This window comes from Candidatus Margulisiibacteriota bacterium (assembly GCA_041661965.1).
Classification (GTDB): Bacteria; Margulisbacteria; WOR-1; order O2-12-FULL-45-9; family XYB2-FULL-48-7; genus XYB2-FULL-45-9.
In genome coordinates this window covers 125,141-143,061 of record JBAZTH010000003.1, presented here as the reverse complement: position 1 = coordinate 143,061, position 17,921 = coordinate 125,141, and the positions used below count along the sequence as shown (strand labels likewise).

At 54.6% G+C, this 17,921-nt stretch carries 19 protein-coding genes; 9 read left to right on the top strand and 10 right to left on the bottom strand.

What is annotated here, in order from left to right; genetic code table 11:
• The 6 genes from WC772_06515 to WC772_06490 all read right to left on the bottom strand — a co-directional run.
• The coding region (locus WC772_06515) for a hypothetical protein (GenBank protein ID MFA6170406.1) at positions 1-1,211 on the bottom strand (1,211 nt) is incomplete at its 3' end.
• 75 nt (positions 1,212-1,286) lie between these two features.
• Entirely contained in the window at positions 1,287-2,219 is a 933-nt protein-coding gene (locus tag WC772_06510; GenBank protein ID MFA6170405.1) for a hypothetical protein, read from the bottom strand.
• 104 nt (positions 2,220-2,323) lie between these two features.
• Positions 2,324-3,079: a tRNA pseudouridine(38-40) synthase TruA gene (gene truA, locus WC772_06505; GenBank protein ID MFA6170404.1), complete on the bottom strand. Its 756-nt coding sequence runs from the start codon at positions 3,077-3,079 to the stop codon at positions 2,324-2,326.
• Positions 3,079-4,227, bottom strand: coding sequence for an alanine--glyoxylate aminotransferase family protein (locus tag WC772_06500; GenBank protein MFA6170403.1), 1,149 nt, complete (start codon positions 4,225-4,227; stop codon positions 3,079-3,081). Before WC772_06500 ends, truA begins: the two co-directional genes overlap by 1 nt.
• 99 nt (positions 4,228-4,326) lie before the next feature.
• The gene (locus WC772_06495; GenBank protein ID MFA6170402.1) at positions 4,327-4,581 is read right to left on the bottom strand and encodes a SemiSWEET transporter; all 255 of its coding nucleotides are present in this window, start codon (positions 4,579-4,581) and stop codon (positions 4,327-4,329) included.
• Positions 4,582-4,594: 13 nt separating this feature from the next.
• Complete coding sequence (locus tag WC772_06490; GenBank protein ID MFA6170401.1) at positions 4,595-5,479, bottom strand: hypothetical protein; 885 nt, start codon at positions 5,477-5,479, stop codon at positions 4,595-4,597.
• Positions 5,480-5,568: 89 nt separating this feature from the next.
• Here WC772_06490 and thrC point away from each other — a divergent pair, with 89 nt between their 5' ends.
• Genes thrC through WC772_06470 form a run of 4 tightly spaced genes read left to right on the top strand, consistent with a single transcriptional unit; the run spans position 5,569 to position 9,988 of the window.
• Positions 5,569-6,615 carry a threonine synthase gene (gene thrC / locus WC772_06485; protein MFA6170400.1) on the top strand — a complete coding sequence of 349 codons (1,047 nt, stop codon included), beginning with the start codon at positions 5,569-5,571 and terminating at the stop codon, positions 6,613-6,615.
• Positions 6,608-7,750 (top strand): DUF362 domain-containing protein, encoded by a 1,143-nt coding sequence (locus WC772_06480; protein ID MFA6170399.1) that lies wholly within the window; start codon positions 6,608-6,610, stop codon positions 7,748-7,750. Before thrC ends, WC772_06480 begins: the two co-directional genes overlap by 8 nt.
• A gap of 35 nt (positions 7,751-7,785) precedes the next feature.
• Positions 7,786-8,190: an FMN-binding protein gene (locus WC772_06475; protein ID MFA6170398.1), complete on the top strand. Its 405-nt coding sequence runs from the start codon at positions 7,786-7,788 to the stop codon at positions 8,188-8,190.
• 52 nt (positions 8,191-8,242) lie between these two features.
• On the top strand, positions 8,243-9,988 hold the full coding sequence (locus WC772_06470; GenBank protein MFA6170397.1) for a hypothetical protein: 1,746 nt from the start codon (positions 8,243-8,245) through the stop codon (positions 9,986-9,988).
• Positions 9,989-10,019: 31 nt separating this feature from the next.
• On the opposite strand, the gene WC772_06465 is transcribed toward WC772_06470, so the two are convergent.
• The 4 genes from WC772_06465 to WC772_06450 form a co-directional block, all read right to left on the bottom strand.
• Positions 10,020-10,340: a DsrE family protein gene (locus tag WC772_06465; GenBank protein ID MFA6170396.1), complete on the bottom strand. Its 321-nt coding sequence runs from the start codon at positions 10,338-10,340 to the stop codon at positions 10,020-10,022.
• Complete coding sequence (locus tag WC772_06460) at positions 10,337-10,915, bottom strand: class I SAM-dependent methyltransferase (protein MFA6170395.1); 579 nt, start codon at positions 10,913-10,915, stop codon at positions 10,337-10,339. The genes WC772_06465 and WC772_06460 overlap by 4 nt, the downstream gene beginning before the upstream one ends.
• 14 nt (positions 10,916-10,929) lie before the next feature.
• Positions 10,930-11,115 carry an SHOCT domain-containing protein gene (locus tag WC772_06455; GenBank protein ID MFA6170394.1) on the bottom strand — a complete coding sequence of 62 codons (186 nt, stop codon included), beginning with the start codon at positions 11,113-11,115 and terminating at the stop codon, positions 10,930-10,932.
• A gap of 65 nt (positions 11,116-11,180) precedes the next feature.
• Positions 11,181-11,498, bottom strand: a complete 318-nt coding sequence (locus tag WC772_06450; GenBank protein MFA6170393.1) for a metalloregulator ArsR/SmtB family transcription factor — start codon at positions 11,496-11,498, stop codon at positions 11,181-11,183.
• 473 nt (positions 11,499-11,971) lie between these two features.
• On the opposite strand from WC772_06450, the gene WC772_06445 reads away from it, so the two are divergent.
• From WC772_06445 to WC772_06425, 5 genes are read left to right on the top strand one after another with little or no spacing between them, the layout of a single operon-like run.
• On the top strand, positions 11,972-13,063 hold the full coding sequence (locus tag WC772_06445; GenBank protein ID MFA6170392.1) for a hypothetical protein: 1,092 nt from the start codon (positions 11,972-11,974) through the stop codon (positions 13,061-13,063).
• Positions 13,050-14,762 (top strand): ABC transporter ATP-binding protein, encoded by a 1,713-nt coding sequence (locus WC772_06440; protein ID MFA6170391.1) that lies wholly within the window; start codon positions 13,050-13,052, stop codon positions 14,760-14,762. The genes WC772_06445 and WC772_06440 overlap by 14 nt, the downstream gene beginning before the upstream one ends.
• The gene (locus WC772_06435; GenBank protein ID MFA6170390.1) at positions 14,759-15,631 is read left to right on the top strand and encodes a lysophospholipid acyltransferase family protein; all 873 of its coding nucleotides are present in this window, start codon (positions 14,759-14,761) and stop codon (positions 15,629-15,631) included. Before WC772_06440 ends, WC772_06435 begins: the two co-directional genes overlap by 4 nt.
• Positions 15,631-17,211 (top strand): glycosyltransferase family 39 protein, encoded by a 1,581-nt coding sequence (locus WC772_06430; protein ID MFA6170389.1) that lies wholly within the window; start codon positions 15,631-15,633, stop codon positions 17,209-17,211. The genes WC772_06435 and WC772_06430 overlap by 1 nt, the downstream gene beginning before the upstream one ends.
• Positions 17,208-17,921 (top strand): polyprenol monophosphomannose synthase, encoded by a 714-nt coding sequence (locus tag WC772_06425; GenBank protein ID MFA6170388.1) that lies wholly within the window; start codon positions 17,208-17,210, stop codon positions 17,919-17,921. The genes WC772_06430 and WC772_06425 overlap by 4 nt, the downstream gene beginning before the upstream one ends.

The following is a 17,921-nucleotide window of genomic DNA, read 5'->3' as shown; positions in this document are numbered from 1 at the left end:
ACCGTTCCGGTCGTGTTGATCGGCCCGCCGGTCAAACCGCTCCCGGTATCAACCTGCGTCACCGTCCCGGTCCCGCCCGGCGAACCCCAGGCCAAACCGGTCGCCGTGTAAGTTAAAAGATAATCGTTGACCGCCGCGTTCGCGACATTTAGCTTCGGTTCGGTGATCGCGCTGTCCGAGACCCCAGCCGTCACCACCGCGTCGGCGGCAATCGCCCCCGCCGTCACAACCCCCGTCCCTAAATGAGCCGCGGTAATCCCCCCGGCCGCGATCGAGACCGTTCCGGTCGTGTTGATCGGCCCGCCGGTCAAACCGCTCCCGGTATCAACCTGCGTCACCGTCCCGGTCCCGCCCGGCGAACCCCAGGCCAAACCGGTCGCCGTGTAAGTTAAAAGATAATCGTTGACCGCCGCGTTCGCGACATTTAGCTTCGGTTCGGTGATCGCGCTGTCCGAGACCCCAGCCGTCACCACCGCGTCGGCGGCAATCGCCCCCGCCGTCACAACCCCCGTCCCTAAATGAGCCGCGGTAATTCCGCCAGCCGCGATCGAAACCGTTCCGGTCGTGTTGATCGGCCCGCCGGTCAAACCGCTCCCGGTATCAACCTGCGTCACCGTCCCGCCGGCCGTCGAAACCGCGGTAATCGTGATTTTGTTCAAGAGATCGTTCTGATTAAGCGTCACCCCCGACCCGCCTTCAAGAACGACGTTGTCTTTCAGCGTAGAGATCGAACCGGAGGAAGCAATACCGGTCACAACCTGGCCGGTCGCAAATTTATTGGCGGTAATGGTATTATTAACGATCTTATCGGCGGTGATGATGTTATCGGCAACATTATCGGCGGTCGCCGCCCGAAAAGCAAAGGGGACGGTCGCTAACGGAATACGCGGCGACATCTCGGCATCGGCGCCGACTTTTACGGCCAGGTATCGGGTATCGGCGGTAAAAACCGAAGCGGCGATCGGAATGGTCAAGCCGAGCTCCTGATTGACGAGCCCCTGGTCCGGGGTAACCCCAATTGTTTCGGTCCAGAGCTCGGTCCCGCCCGAAGCGGCATCATAGATCGAGAATTTAACGTCAACTGCGGCGGTAATGGGATTCCCGCCGGCATCGGTCAATCTCCCCTGGAAATTCATTTTTTGCGGGACAGCCGAAGCGACGGACCCCAGGACGATCAAGCCGATTAATATTACCCAGATCCTGTTAATCATTTACTTCCTCCCAAACTGATTTTTCCGTCAGCGACAACGACGACATTATATTGCATTTCCCGGATAGAATCCATGCTATTTTGTTCCGTAAACCACTAAATATTGCTTGCCCAGTTCTTTGCCGCCGGCAATAACTTTCAGCACATAAATCCCGTTCGCCAATGGCTCGCCCGACAGATCGGAAACGCCGCTAAATTCGATCTGGTTATAGCCGGCCTTCGCCCGCATTTTCCTCGCCCATTCGGTCCCTCGACCGCCGGGGCCGTAAACAAAGAGAGCAACATCGGTTTCGTTATTGACGCTAAAAGCGACGGTGACCCCGCCGCCGGCGGCGGGCGAATAGGTCGTTGGTGAGACGACCAGTGAGCCGGTTTTCATTTCCGGCGCGGCATTCGGCGCGGCAACCTGCAAGCCATCGTACTGTTTAAAGCCAAAGTTCCGGCTCTTGTCTTTAGCTTCAATGTACAAACTGTGCATACCGGGAGTAAAAGAAGTCGCGCAGGACAAACAAATGGAAGTTTTATACCCTTGAGGTTTATCCGAGTCAAGGTTTTCGGTCAGACTGTTGGCGTTGACCCTGATCTCGCCGTCGATTTTCACGATAACGGAATCCGGGTCGAGTTCTATGTCGTCAGTGAGATCGATCTTGAAGGTCGGCGCCGCGACAATCGAGTCGTTCGACCAAAGCGGCGAATCGCTGCCGGCGATGGTCACTTCGATAACCGGCGCGGTCTTGTCTTCCATCCGGATGATCGCCGGAGTGTTGACCGCCCCAGTTATTTCGGCCGGAAAGAAAAAGCCGGGGTAAAAAATATAGCTGGAGCCGGTAATTTTGGCTTGGTTGGTAATCCCGGTCTTGGAGGAAAAAATGTAAGCGGGAGAACTACTGGTTTTTCCGCCCGAATCAACGATCTTCGGCAGGAGTTTATAATTCGTACTTTGAGAAGCGAACGCCGGAAGAGAGACCAGCGCGGCCATCATAAAAATTGCCAGTTTTTTTATCGGCACTTTTTCTCCCTTGCCAAGGAAAATTTAAAGATTAACTCTCGGCACAAGCGGGTGAAATTATATCATAAATAGCAGTGAATCTGTATCTGTTATTTTCGCGGTTATTATTGGACTTTTATCAGGCAAAGTCCCTGCGGGGGAGCGGTCCGGCCGGCTAACGTTCGGTCTCTGTTTTTGATGATCTTTTTTATCCGCTCGGGCTCGATCTTGCCAAGCCCCGCTTCCACCAAGGTCCCGACCAGGTTACGGACCATCCGATAAAGAAAACCATCCGCCTGGAACTTAAGAGTAATAACCTCAACCTTCAAGCCATCCCAAAGGACGATCTTTTTAAAACCGATACCGACCCGCCGTAAATTCCTGACCCCCGCTCGTTCTTTCCCGCCGGCGTTGCAGAAGGCGGTAAAATCATGGCGGCCTTTCAAGCCGGCGGCCGCCCGGCGCATCGCTTTAAGATCGAGCTTTGGTTTGACCTGCCAGACAAAATGCCTGATGAGCGGCGGCATGATCTTGCCATTAAAGATCAGGTATTCGTAGGTCTTGTTCTTGGCGGCAAAACGGGGAACAAAAGAATCCGGCGCCCGATCGGCTTTGATCACCCGGATGCTCTCCGGCAAAAGAGCGTTCAGCGCGAGCGGCAATTTGGGGAATGGAATAATCAGCGGGGCTTGAAAGCTGACGACCTGGCAAAGAGCGTGAACCCCGGAATCGGTCCGGGAGGTTCCCAAAACTTTTATCCGACGCTTATAAAGGCGGCCGAGCGCTTTTTCCAACTCGTCCTGAATAGTCCGATGATGAGTTTGCGACTGAAAACCCTCGAACCCCGCGCCATCGTACTGGACAACTAAGCGATGGTTGATCAGAGAAGTTCCATCGCCGCTTTGACGCCGGCCCCGAAGTTGATCTTCGCTCCCAGCCGTTTGAACAGGACTTCCAAAGCGGCCAAAGCCCCGATCAGGTCGAGCGAATCAACATAGCCAAGGTGGCCGATCCGGAATATTTTTCCTTTCAGTTCGCCTTGTCCCGGAGCGACTTCCACGCCAAAGTCTTCGCGCATCAGTTCGCGGACCTTTTCGCCGTCGATCCCGTCGGGCGGGCAAATGGCGGTCACCGCGGGCGAAGCACAGGAATCATCGGCCAAAAGTTTCAGCCCCAGCGCCTTAGCGGCGGTCCGGAGCAGGTCGCGGTTGAACTTATGCCGGGCGAGAATGTTCTCCAGCCCCTCTTCCTGCAGCATCTTGAGCGATTCGCGCATCCCGAAGATCAGCGACTCCGGCGGCGTGGTATAAGTGTGGCCTTTGGGTGCTTCGGCCTTCATTAAGCCGAGATCCCAGTAATGTTTCGGACACTTGGAGGTTTCGTAAGCTTTCCAGGCTCGGGCGGAGACGGAAACGGCGGCGATCCCCGGCGGGACCATGAACGCTTTTTGCGAACCGGAAACGACGACATCAAGATCCCATTCATCGGTCTTAAGCGGCGCGGCCAAAAGACCGGAGACCGCGTCGACAATGACCAGCGCCTCCGGTTGGACGGCGCGGACGGTCTTGGCCAGTTTTTCGACGTCGTTGACAACGCCGGTCGAGGTCTCGTTCTGCTGGAAAAAGACCGCTTTGACCGGGCTCTTTTTCAGTTCGGCGGCCAGGACCGCGGGGTCGGCCGGCTTCCCTCTTTCAAACTTCAAGTCAATGACATCGACCCCGTACGCTTTGGCGATCTTAACGAAACGGGCGCCGAACGCGCCGATGTTACAAATGATAACCTTGTCTCCCGGAGAGAGCATATTGACAACAGCGACTTCCATCCCGCCGGTCCCGGAACTCGGGTAAACGAAGATCTCGTTCTTGGTCTGGTAGGCCCAGCGCAGGCCGTCCATAACCTCTCTCATGACTTTGGAGAAAAGCGGCCCGCGGTGGCCGATCATTTCGTGGTTCATCGCGGCCAGGACCCGGGTCGGGATCGGGGTCGGACCGGGGATCATCAGATAATATTTTAGCGGTTTCTTTGGCATGTTGATAGTCCTTTCATAAAAAGATATCTAGATTATAACATAAAAGTTATAAAATTTTTAACCGCCCCGATCCAATCGGGGCGGTTAGAACGGCAAGAACTAGCCGTGCTTGAGCTTCAGGTAAATGATAGTAAAAGCAAGAACAAGGGTCACGGAATTGGCGATAATAACCGGCCAGGAGCCGAGTTGAAGGCCGTAGATGGTCCAGAGAATAAGTCCGACAGAAAAAAGAACGTACATTAACAGGGAAATGTCTTTGGTGTGTCTGGTTGAAATAGTTTTTATAACTTGCGGGAGAAAGGCGGCGGTCGTTAATGTCCCGGCCGCGATCCCAAGCCAAAATAATCGGTCCACCCCGGTCTCCTTTCTACTCGACCTGATAAAGCAAATGCCAGCCGCCGTAATCGTACGGCGAGGTCGTGTCGGAAAGGGTCCCCGAGTTAAAGACCCCGATGTATAATTGCTTGATCCCGGTCGTCTCGGTCGAAGAAACGGTCAAGAAATTAGCGGCGCCGGAAAAGACCCCGGCCGGAGATTCTTTGTTGAGCGGCGCGCGAAAAACGGTCTTTAACGACGGCCAGATATAGACCAGCGGCTTATAGCCTCCCTCGGCGGCGGCATAAACCGTAACTTCGATCGTGCTTCCCCGTCGAACCTTGGGAATCGAGCTTAAATTTATCCAGGGACCGCCAACCGAAGCTTCGACCGTCACTTCAGCGATCACCGTGCCGTCCGATGATAAGACCACTTTGCTCATCGTCACGTCACAGGGAACGGAACCGATCCCCAAAGTCGGAGTTTGTTTAGTTGATTTGGCGACAGCCGGAGAAAGTTGGGCCAGGCTCCAGGTCGTGCCGTTATTGGCCGAAGTCAGCTGGGCGTAGCGGGTGATCTCCTGTGAAAAATACTTCACCCGTTTGACCGAACCGGGGGTCAAATGATAATAAAGGGTCCCTTCGACGGATCGAACGACTTTAACGACCGCGTTGGCGGAGTCCTGGCTAATGATGGTATAAGCAGGAGTAGCCGGCGAACCAATATGGCGGTACCAACTGTATGATTCACTGGAAGACTGAAAAACCGTGACGCCGCCGGTGGTCTCGGCGTCGGAAGAACCAAAATCAAAATAATCGGTCTGGTTATCGAGAGTGGTTTGGATCGCTTGGTTGACGGTAGACGAAGTTGAGCTGGTCCCGCAACCGATCAAGGCGGCCGTTAACAGCAACAAGGCGAACAGCACAGTTCTTTTCAAGATCAGCCTCCATGTCACCCGGGCGGATTCTTAAGTTATTGTAACATATGATATACTTAAAACAAATGAATTTTTGAAGGAGATGCGCCATGGCTTGGAAAGGTTTAATCGAAGAGTACCGCCAATATTTACCCGTAACCGACGAAACCCCGGTCATTGCCCTAGGCGAAGGAAATACCCCGCTGATCAAGGCTAACCACTTAAGCGATTTGGTCCGCTGTCAGGTTTACCTTAAATACGAAGGGATGAACCCGACCGGATCGTTCAAGGACCGCGGCATGACCCTGGCGATCAGCAAGGCCAAAGAGAACAACAGCCAGGCGGTCATCTGCGCCTCGACCGGCAACACTTCCGCCTCCGCGGCCGCCTACTCGGCCCGGGCGGGTCTCGACTGCATTGTTATTATTCCCAAAGGAAAGATCGCCCTCGGCAAACTTTCCCAGGCGATCATGCACGGAGCGAAAGTTTTTGAAGTCGACGGCAACTTCGACCAGGCGCTCGACCTGGTCAGGGAAATGGGGGAAAAATACCCGGTCGAGATCGTCAATTCGATCAACCCCTACCGGATCGAGGGGCAAAAGACCGGCGCCTTTGAGATCTGCGACCAGCTGAACGCCGTCCCCGACTACCACTTCATCCCGGTCGGCAACGCCGGGAACATCACCGCCTACTGGAAAGGTTACAAAGAATATTTCGCCGCCAACAAGATCTCAACACTGCCGAAGATGATGGGCTTCCAGGCCGAAGGGGCCGCCCCCATCGTCCGCGGCCATCCGATCGAAAAGCCGGAGACCCTGGCAACCGCCATCCGGATCGGCAACCCGGCCAGCTGGAAAAGCGCCGTCGCGGCAGCTGAAGAATCAGGCGGAGAGATAAATCTCGTGACCGACAGCGAAATCGTCGCCGCTTACCAATTGATCGCCGCCAAAGAAGGGGTCTTTGCCGAACCGGCCTCGGCCGCGTCGGTCGCGGGCCTGATCAAAGCAGCCAAAGCAGGCAAGGTCAAAGAAGATTCGATCGTCGTCTGCGTTCTAACCGGGCACGGGCTCAAAGACCCGGACAACGCCCTGATGTTCGGTACCAAACCAACCTTCATCCCCTGCAAAATTGAAGAGGTCGCGAAAAGACTTGGCTAAAGTTTCATTAATTAAATGCGGCAGTTACGAACAAGCTGAAGTTGACGCCGCAGTTACCGCCGCCCTCGCTCCGTTCGGCGGAATTACCGCTTTCATTAAACCGGGCCAAAAGGTACTGATCAAACCAAACTGCCTGATGGGTGAAGCCCCGGAGCTGGCAATCACCACCCACCCCGCCATAATATATGCCGTCGTTAAAGCGGTCGTCGCGGCCGGAGGAATTGCTTTAGTCGGCGATTCACCGGGCAACGCCCACGCCAACGTCGTCACTTCGCTGGAAAAAGCGGGGATCAAACAAGCAACGGAAGCGGCGGGAGGCGAACTGGTTTTCTTCCAACAAGGCGGGATCGTCAAAGTTAAAAGCCCGAGCGGCAGCCAACTCCTGCCGGAAGTGCCGATCGCCGGACCGGTCCTGAACGCCGACTTTGTGATCGACCTGCCTAAAATCAAAACTCACGGCATGACCCTCTACACCGGAGCGATCAAGAACATGTTCGGCTGTGTCCCCGGCTTTTTCAAGACCGAATTTCACCGGCTCGCCCCTCATCCGCGCGATTTCGCCAATCTGCTGGTCGATGTTTTCCAGATCAGCCGGCCGGGACTGACGATCATGGACGCGGTCATCGGAATGGAAGGAGCCGGGCCCAGCCATGGGACTCCGCGCCAACTGGGAGCGATCATCGCCTCCCCCGACGGCGTGGCGCTCGACACCGTCGCCGCTTACCTGATCGGCTTCGACCCGCGCGATATCGATATGATCCAGATCGCCGGCGAACGCGGGCTTGGCGTAGCGGCGCTCGAACAGATCGAGATCGCCGGCGCGACTTTAGCTGAACTCCGCCGGACTGATTGGGCGCGGCCCGATCAGCTCTACAAGATCCTGAAACGTTTCCCGGGAGTGGCCGGATTCCTCGCCCGTTACATCGCCGTCAACCCGGAGATCGACCAGAAAAAATGCGTGAAGTGCCTGGTCTGCCTGAAGAGCTGTCCGGCCAAAACGATTCATCAGGGGAAAGACAAAAAGGTCGTTATCGACCTGAAAAATTGCATCCATTGTTTCTGCTGTCACGAGCTTTGCCAGTATGACGCGGTGAAGCTCCACACTTCCTGGCTGGCCAAGCTTATGGGTGTGTAGTAAAATCAGCTATCTGTTTATCAAAGGAGAAAATCATGTTAAAAAAGATCGGCATCACGCTGGGAATCATCTGCTTATTAGTTGCGATCGGTTTCGGGGTCCTGGTTTATCGGCTGGTCAATATGGCCCACCGGATCGAAGGGACACTGGATAAGACAGCCATCGTCAGCCTGGCCAAAGTCGCCGACGGGACATACGCCGGCAGTTACGGCGATTTCCTCAACACCGTCAGCCTGGAAGTGACCGTCAAAAAGCACAAGATCGTCAAAATCACGATCATCGACCAACACAGCGGATCGGGTTACGAAGCGCTGGCGACCGTCGACCGGATCATTAAAGCGCAATCTCCCAAGGTCGACGCGGTCACCGGCGCTTCATCGAGCAGCCGGGTAATCATGATCGCCGTCAATAAAGCGCTCGAAAAAGGGGGTCGCAAATAAAGCGCTGAAATTATCTGCCCAGTCTTCCCGATAATAAATTCGGGAGGATCCTATGCGCGCCAGAACAAGCTGTTTCGGCAATTATCGATTCAGCAATCCATATAAAAGCTATCATCTAGCCAATTTCGCAATTGAAAAAGGGGCAAAACGAGGTTCACTCGCGGCAATCAACCGGGGGCTGAAAATTGCCGAGGCTCTGAATTCTGACCTTCGCCAAGAGCTTTACTATAACGCGGCGGAGGCCTTGGCCACGGTCGGCCTGGCAAACCGCGATCTCACCCTTTTTAACAGAGCGTGCGAACTGGCCGGCAAGATCGGCGACCTCTCCTTTAGGCACGCGGCAACGGAGGCGATCGCGGAGGGAGTGGCCAAGCTCGAAGCAGCCCCCGGGTTAACGGTTATCAACTCATTTTTCGACTTGGTCGAGGCGGACGGAGAACGGCATCTCACTTCAATCGCCCACAGCCTCTCCAAGATCATCAACAATAATCGCCTGTTTTGGGCGGAACAAACCCTCCGCCGGGCAGAAAGACCCAATCGATCTTCCACAATAACAACCTATCTAACTTTGACCGTGGCCTTGCTCACCAAGGAAAGTCCAACTGCTTTCATGAAGGCGGCGCGAATTGCCCGGGACTGCCGGCTTCAATACGATCCGAAGGCAAGAGCAGAGTGGGAAAAAGCAGCGGAAATTTATTGCCGGGAGACCCTAGCCTGGCCGGACGAAACGGTTCGGACTCTCGCCGATTACTCAAATATCGATCTCATAATTAATCATTTCTTCCCCCTAATCAAATTGGACGGGAAAGCGATCGCGGCCAAGCTCTCGGCCGGCTACGATCCCCTTTTGGCGATCGAAGCGGCCCTTTGCCCGAAAGTTAAACTCCCCGGCGCCAGTGAGATCAACGAACTGAAAAAGAACGGCCCGGTTGATTGGCCGGAGGCTTTTCGCCAGAATATCAAACTTAACTCCGGCGACCTGATAAATAACTCGCCCAACGACTTGGTAATGATCGGCACGGAAAAAGGAGGTCGACTTGCCCCCGACCAACGAACAGCGATCGAACAAATGACTGCTTTTATTCACCGGCAACAAAAACTGCGAGGACTCCCCTCGGTCGAATCGGGCTGGGAACAGCTCACCGACTTAACGAACGAATGTCAGGGCTATTACTTCCCCAGATTCGGTAATCAAGCTTTCCGGTTCGGTGAAGAGCTGGCCCGGCTTTTTCCCGGATTGAAAGTCCTGGATGTCGGCTGCCGGGTCCCGCCGGATGAAACCCCTTTCTTTGAATATTACGGACGACTCGGGGCCAAAACGGTCGGGATCGACATCATAAACGACGAGCTCTTGCCTCCCGGCACGAGGGTTGGCGATGTCCGCGCTCTTCCTTTTGAGCGCGCGTCTTTCGACTTTATCACCGTCCCCAAAATTTTCGGGTTCGGCAACCCGGCCGACACCATCCTGGAAGTCGTCGCCGGCCTAAGCGAACTCTACCGGGTCCTGGACAACGGACTGGTCCACCTGGCCGACAATTGTCTTAGCCCAGGGATCGTCTACGCCGCCAATTTGGCCGGCTTCCGGTATTATTACCATCGGGAACATTTAACTCCCGGTAAGGATTGGACCGGGCTGCCGGCCGGCAGTTTTCTGGTTAAAAAAGAAAGCGACCCGGCTCATAATCCTTTCCAACCGGCCATTAATTTATTGGCCGCCAATGAACTCGATTTTTCCGGCGGAGAAGGGACCGTCCCCTGCCGAGACCTCCTGATCCTAAAAGACGGGGAAGATTTGTAAAAAACGGGGTCCTGGATCATAAAGAAGCTATCTAAAATGTCACGACCCGGTCACTTTCTTTCACAAGGTCATACATATCCTTCATCGTGCTTATCGGACACATTTCCGTCCCTGCCTGATTACGCGACTTGATGCAAGTCCCGCAGGCCAGGATCTTCCCTCCAGCGCTCAACAGTTTTTCCGCTTGCTCAATGGTGTTGAACTTATCCGTACTGATGGCTTGATACTCGACCCCTTTCCCCATCAGGAAGACCTTAACTTCATCTTTTTGCCCAAGACTAAAGTTAGCGTAACGAAGGGCATTCCAGCAGGTTTCCGCGTCGTTGCTCGAAATAATAAGACCTATTTTCATTTTTCTCCTCCTTTTTTTGACATAACTATCCCATAATGATACGGCTTCAAATCAAATCGTTTTGGCTCGCTAAAGCCCGCTTCTTTCGCCCATTCAAGGCACTGTTCGGGCCGGGGGCGGATCGCCATTGATGGCCCGCGGGGAGTCGCCGGATCATAATTCCAATGGATAATTCCGATCTTGCCGTTTTTCTTTAAGATCCTATTCGCCTCAAGCAGCAACGCAACCGGGTTCTCAAGATGGAGAATATTAAAAAGCATGGCGTAATCAACGCTTTCGGGCTTGAGACCGGTGCCGTCAGCCATAAAATCGCGGAGCCGGGCCTCGACGTTGTTCGCGCTTTGCCTGGCCGCCGTCTCTTTTGTGATCGCGATCATTTCCGGCTCGATGTCGAAAGCAAACAGTTTTCCCGAGATTAGCCGGGCGGCCGGGACGGTGAACGTTCCGTAACCGCAACCAAACTCCACCGCGTCGATAACTTCGGGGCCCAAACCAAGAGTTTGCAGGATTTCATCCGGGGAGAAGAACGTCTCCCACCTCTCTTGCTCCGGCATGCCGCTTTCTCTGATTTTCATGAAGGTCCTCGTCTTTAACCAAGGTCTTTCTTTTTCTGCTCGTATTCCTCTTTATTGATCTCACCCTTGGCATATCTTTTCTTGAGAATATCCAAAGCAGTCTCATTTCCGGAGCCATTCCCGGTTTTCTTCGCCTGTTCCGCGGTCCATTGAACAAAAAACACTACGCCGACAATAAGCAAGATCCAGATTACGATCATAAAAAACCCTCCTCCGAACCAATTCCCATTCATCGATCCAAAACCCATCATATTCCCGCCTCCTTTTACTTGAGCTTTCCGATCAACTTCTTTGATTCGGACAATTGCTCAAACAACACTTCGCGCATGATATCGCAAGCCTTGATAACCTTCGGGTTGGCGATCCGATAATAAATATTGACCCCAGCCCTTCTGGTTTTAACTATCCCTTTGGAGCGCATCAGGCCTAAATGTTGGGAAAGGTTGGCTTTTTTAATTTTTAAGACACCCAAGATGCCGCCGAAAGACATCTCTTTCGTGCCAAGGGTATTAATTATCTCCAGCCTTTTGGGATTAGCCAGGGTTTTGCAAACATCAGCGTGCAGTTCATATATTTGTTTCATTGTTTCGTATATTATAAACTATGCTACGGGGCTTGTCAAAGGAAAGAGCGCTTGGCTTATGGCCTATACGCAGATTACTTTCTCCCAGCTTGTTTACTTGGCGACCATTTTCTTTGTCCGGCCATCCGCCTGCGGCGGACACGTTTCTGTTTTTCTTAAGGTAAGAGAAACGCGCCCCATCCGGAATTTTTATTCTAATCCAGTGCCATTATTTAGGCATCTGCCTCTCTCAACACTGGGACAAACCGCTCAAAAGGTGTTTAAAACAAATATGGCCTTCAAGAGGTTTCATAAAACTCGTGAGGAACCGAGAATTCATTCTCAGGTTCCGAACGGAAGCGATTTTGATCCAGGAAACCGTCCCGATCCGATCGGGACAGGTTTCCGTATCTCTCCTCTTAGCGCTTACTGCTTATAGCTTATCCCTTCCCCCGCTTCCCATTCCCCCCAAAATCAGCTAAACTTGTATGATAATGAAAGAAGACATTGTTATAGTCGCTAACAGCCCGGGCGAACTCTCGGCGATGGTCAAACCGGTCGTCGACGAATTGAGCAAAAGCGACAAGCGCCTCATCCTGGTCTTAACCCCCTGCCAATACAACAGCGGCCGGGAACTGGAGTTCGTTAAAACCATGACCAACCTCTCGGCGATCGTCACTGCCGACCAGTATAAAAGATGGGCCTTCATGAATAAGCCCCCCGAAGGGATAACTTTCAGCAAAAAAGGCTTGGTCATCTACCTCGGCGGCGACCTCGCCCACGCCATGATCGTCGCCCGGAAATTGCACTACCCCGCTTTTGCTTACGTCCAGGACCGGGTCGGCTGGAAAAAAGCGTACCAAAAGTTCTTTGTCCCCGACCAGCAGACCTACGACCGCTTCCATAAACAACTCCCCAAGAAAAAACTGGCAATCGTCGGCAACCTGATGGTCGACTCGATTGCTAAACTTAAAAAGTGGAGCCCAGAAGAAAAAGTCGTCACCTTTATGCCGGGGAGCCGGACCTGGGAGATCAATTACATGACCCCCTTCTACCGGGAAGTGATCAAGATGCTCAAAGCCGAGGATCCGACCCTAAAATTCCAGCTCGTCAGCTCTCCCTTCATCAAAGCGACTCCAATTGAAGGGGTTAAGACCATTTCTTTCGACGATATAAATAACTCGGAGCTGGTGATCACCATCCCAGGAACGAATACCGCCAAGATCGCCGCCCGGGGGATCCCGATGCTCGTCGTCTTCCCGCTCAACAATCCCGAAGTCATTCCGCTCGACGGACTGGCCGACCTCCTCTGCCGGACCCCGATCGCCGGGCCGGCCCTGAAACGCTGGCTCGCCAAGACGATCAACAAGAAAACTAAATTTTTCGCCCTCCCCAACCAGAAGGCAAACACCGAAGTCGCCCCCGAGATCCGCGGAGTGATCGAACCGCTGGTCGTCGCCCGCCGGGCCCTTGGCCTCTTGCACGACAAAGCGGCCCGAACGAAGATGTCGGTCGATTTGATCAAAGCGATGGGCGAACCGGGCGGAGCAAAAAAACTAGCGGAGGCACTCAATGCGGCAATATAAACGGCTCCTTTCTTACCTAAAACCACATTTACCACAGATTATGCTGGCAACTTTCTGCACCATACTGGTCGCGGCGGCTACGCTCCTGATCGCCCCGCTGGCGGGCAACGCTTTTAAGGCGATCGAGGAAAAGAACTTCTATCTGCTGAATATTACCGCCGCCGGGATCATCGGGCTTTACTTCATCAAAGGGCTCTTCACCTACGGCCAGGGCTATCTTTCCTGTTACGTCTCCAATAAAATCATCATCAATCTCCGGCAACAACTCTACCGCCACCTGGAACGGCTCTCCCTCGATTTCTACAGCCATTGGCACTCCGGCGAGATTCTCTCCCGGATGATGAACGACATCACCACCCTGCAAATGACGATCTTGACCGGTTTCACGGCGATCGTTCCGCAAACGATCCTGCTGGTCGGCTTAATGGGCTATATCTTCTGGCTCAACTGGCGCTTGTCCCTTCTGACTTTTATCGCTCTGCCGCTGATCGTCCAGGTGATCAGGATGTTCGCCACCGAACTGCGGCATGTCAGCGAGCGGGTCCAGCAAAAAACCGCCGACATCACTTCTCACGTCCAGGAAACGGTTTCCCAGATCAAAACGGTGCAGTCCTTTACTATGGAAGAAGCGGAAGCGGCCAAGTTCAAGAAGGAGAACGATCACTCTTTTGACATCACCATGAAGGGAGAACAACTCCTGGCGACGCAAATCCCGGTTATCGCTTTCCTGCAGGCGATCGCCACCGTCGCCATCGTCTGGTACGGCGGGATGGAGATCATTAATGGGACCCTGACCCTGCCGCAGCTGATCTCGTTCGCCACAGCTCTTGGAATCATGACCGATCCGGGAAGTACCTTGAGCAAGTCGTTCACCGTCTTCCAGCAGGGGATGGCTTCGGCCAAACGGATCTTCGAGCTTCTTGACGCGCCGATCTCGATCGTCGACAAGCCGGGAGCCAAGCCGCTGCCCAAGATCGCCGGCCAGGTCGAGCTTAAAAATATCTCCTTCGCTTACGAAACCGAACCGGTCCTGGAAAATATCAACCTCGCGGTCAAGCCGGGAGAGATGATCGCCCTCGTCGGGCGGACCGGTTCCGGCAAGAGCACTTTAGTCAACCTTCTCCCCCGCTTCTTCGACCCGCGCTCCGGCCAGGTCCTGATCGACGGGATCGACTTGCGCGACGTCACGGTCGAATCGCTCCGCCGCCAGATCGCTATCGTCCCGCAGGAGATCGCCCTCTTCCGCGGCACGATCCGCGAGAACCTCGCCTACGGCCGGCCCGAGGCGAGCGAAGCGGAGATCGTTGCCGCCGCCAAAGCGGCCAACGCTTACAACTTTATCGCCGAACTCCCCAACGGGTTAGACTCTGAAGTCGGCGAGCGGGGGGCCAAGCTCTCCGGCGGCGAGAAACAGCGGATCGCCATCGCCCGGGCGATCCTGCGCGATCCCAGGATCCTGATCCTCGACGAAGCGACCTCGTCGCTAGACGTCGAGACCGAAAGCCTCCTCCGCGAAGCGCTGGAGAAACTGATGGCCGGCCGGACCAGCTTTGTCATCGCCCACCGGCTCTACACCGTCGAGAAAGCAAGCCGGGTCGTCGTCTTGGACAACGGCCGGATCGTCGAGGTCGGCACTCACCAGGAATTACTGGCCAAAGGCGGGCTCTACCAATATCTCAACGAGATCCAGGCTAAATGATCTTACTAAAACTATTACGCTATAAATTTTGGCTGATCTTCCGGCTCCCCCCGGCGGTCGCGGTCTATCTTATGCGCTTTGCCGCCGAAGCGGTCTTTCAAATCGCCAAATTCACCCCGGTCCGCGGGCTGGTCGCCAAAAACTACGAAATGTTCTTTCCCGGGACCGACGGCCGGCACAACGCCGACCAGCTTTTGCGCAACGTCAGCTATTCAATTTTCGAGCTCCTCTGCCTCCCCTTCTTTAAAGATGAGCATTTCGCCCGAGTCGTCAAACTCCAGGGGATCGAGAACGTCGACCTGGCGCTCGCCAAGCGGAGCGGCGGGCTTTTTTTAACGATGCACACCGGCAACTACGAGCTCATCCCGTCGGTCCTTTCTCATCTCGGCTACCACGTTACCTCGATCGTCAAAACGCCGGACGACCCGCTCTTTAAAATGATCAACGAGTCGCGGACCAAGCACGGGACCAAACTCATCAACGTCTTAAACGACAACATGTTCCTCGAATCGATCAAGTCGCTGGCGGAGAACCAGATCATCGGCCTCCTCCTCGACACCGGCGCCAACGAAGGACGCTATGAAGAAATGGAATTTCTCGGCCGGCAAATCCCGGTCGCGACCGGCTGGCTGACCCTCGCCCAGCGTTCGCGGGCGGAGATCGTCCTGTGTCTCGCCCGCCGGGTCGGAAAAAAAGTCGTCATCGATTTCCAGCCCCCCTTCCGGATCGACCGGGAGAACAAAGAAGAAGCGGTCGAAAAGATCAGAAACTATTTTGAAACTTTCGTGAAGAACCACCCCGAACAGTGGGCGATCTTCCTGCTTAAGGACGAGATCCATGGCCTTGTCCACAGAAAGGAGTCAATTTAATGACCGAGAAAACCAAGAAATCTTACCTGTCCTATTTAGTAATTCTGTCCGCGATCCTTTACTTTTTCATGCTCGGGAGCTTTTCGCTCTATGACGCGGCCGAGACGACTTACGGCGAGTTCGTGAAATGGATCCTGCGCGGCGACTGGCTGACCCTCCACTTCAACGGCGCGGTCATCTTCGATAAGCCGCCGCTCTATTACTGGTTCGTCGCGATCATCTCCAAGATCATCGGCTTCAACGAGTGGGCGATGCGCCTCCCGGCCGCTTGCTCCGGCCTCTTCACCGTCGCCGTCACTTACCTCTTCGGCCGTAAACTCTTTAACAGTGAACGGGCCGGTTTCCTGGCCGGGCTCGTCACCATGACCGCTTTCCAATTTATGGTCATGTCCCGCATCGCCGAGCTCGACATCGTCCTGACCTTCTTTGTGACGCTCGCTCTCTTCTGTTTTTATCAGGGTTATTCCAGCCACAAGAAATGGTGGTATACCTTAAGTTATTTCCCGATCGCCCTCGCCTTTTTAATTAAAGGCCTGCTGGCGGTCGCCCTCCCCGCCGGAACAATTTTTCTTTTCCTGCTCCTGAAAGGGGAACTGGGAAAGATCAAAGAGCTGAAGCTTCCGGCCGGGCTCCTGATCTTCGCCCTGATCGGCCTCCCCTGGTACCTCATCGAACTGGTCCGGCACGGTAAACCTTTTCTCGACTTCACCATCGGTTTTCTCTTTCTCGCCCGGTTCCAGGGGGTCGTCTCGAACCACACCGGCCCCTGGTACTACTATTTTATGATGCTGATCGTCGGTTTTGCCCCGTGGTCCCCTTTTATCCCTTTCGCCTTCTGGCGGACCGTTCGTAATTGGCGGAGTGACCCTTCCCTCCTTTGCCTCTGCCTGATCATCCCGGCTTTTATCGTCTTTTCCGTCGCCCAGACGAAACTGCCGAGCTACATCCTGCCACTCTACCCGTTTTTCGGCCTGATGGTCGGCCGCCTGCTCGATGAATCGCTCGACCAGCCGGAAGCACTGAAGATCGGGATGATCCTCTCCAACCTGCTACTGTTGGTCGTAGTCGTCCTGCTCTTTATCGGCTTTGCCATGCTCGGGAACGTTAATTACCCGGAACAGTACAAAGCCTTCCTCCCGGTCCTATACCTCCTTGGCGCGGTCCTCGCCGCCTGCTCGCTCCTGTCGATTATCATGTATTTCAGCAAAAACCGGGGGTTGGCGATCAACACTCTGGCCGGGATGGTCTTTGCCATCATGTTCATCCTGACCCTGATGGTCCTCCCCCAGGTCGAAGATTTTAAAGGGGCCAAGCCGCTCGGCCGGGAGATCGAGCGGGTCTTTAAGCCGGGACAAAAGATCGCCGCCTTCGGTACCGGCAACCGCCCCGGCGTCGTTTTTTACAGCCCGCGGACGGTCGAATTCCTGAAAGACAAACCGGCGGTCTGGACGTTCATCAACAGTCGGCAGGGTTTCCTCTTTATCTCGATGCCGGAGTACGAAAAGATCCGCTTCAATCTCCCCAAATATGTTAAGATATTGGGAGTTAAAGGCGACCTAATAGTGCTGGAGTGCCAATGAAACCGGAATTGACCATCGCGGTCCCAACCTACAACGAAAGCAAAAATCTAACCCCGCTGGCGGAGCGGGTTTTTGCCGCCCTGCGCGGGATCAACGCCGAAATGCTGGTCGTGGATGACGATTCCCCCGACAAGACCGCCGACCTGGCCGAGCAATTGGCTAAAAAATATCCGCTCCGGGTCTACGTCCGAAAAGAACGGCTCGGTCCCGGCCCGGCGATCATGGACGGGATCCGGTTGGCCGACGCCCCGATCGTCTGCGTCATGGACGCCGACTTGAGCCACCCGCCGGAAGCCCTCCCTGAAATGTACAAGCTCATCAAGAACGGCACCGCCAAACTCGTGATCGGCAGCCGCCACGTTTCCGGCGGCGGGACCTCCGACTGGATCTGGTACCGGAAATTCTTTTCCTGGGGGGCGCGGATGCTCGGCCGGATCTTGACCCCGGTCAACGACCTGACCTCCGGCTTCTTCATGTTCGACAAAAAGATCCTCGAAGGGACCGAGATCAACCCGATCGGCTGTAAAGTCGGCCTGGAATTGATGGTCAAAGGAAACCACCAGGGAAAAGTTATCGAATATCCGATCGTCTTTGCCGAACGAGCGGCCGGCGAAAGTAAAATGGGGAGCCGGGAAACGATCCAATATATCCAGCATCTGCTCGCGCTCAACTTCTACAAGCTCGGCCAAGCCCTCCGGCTAAGAAAGTAG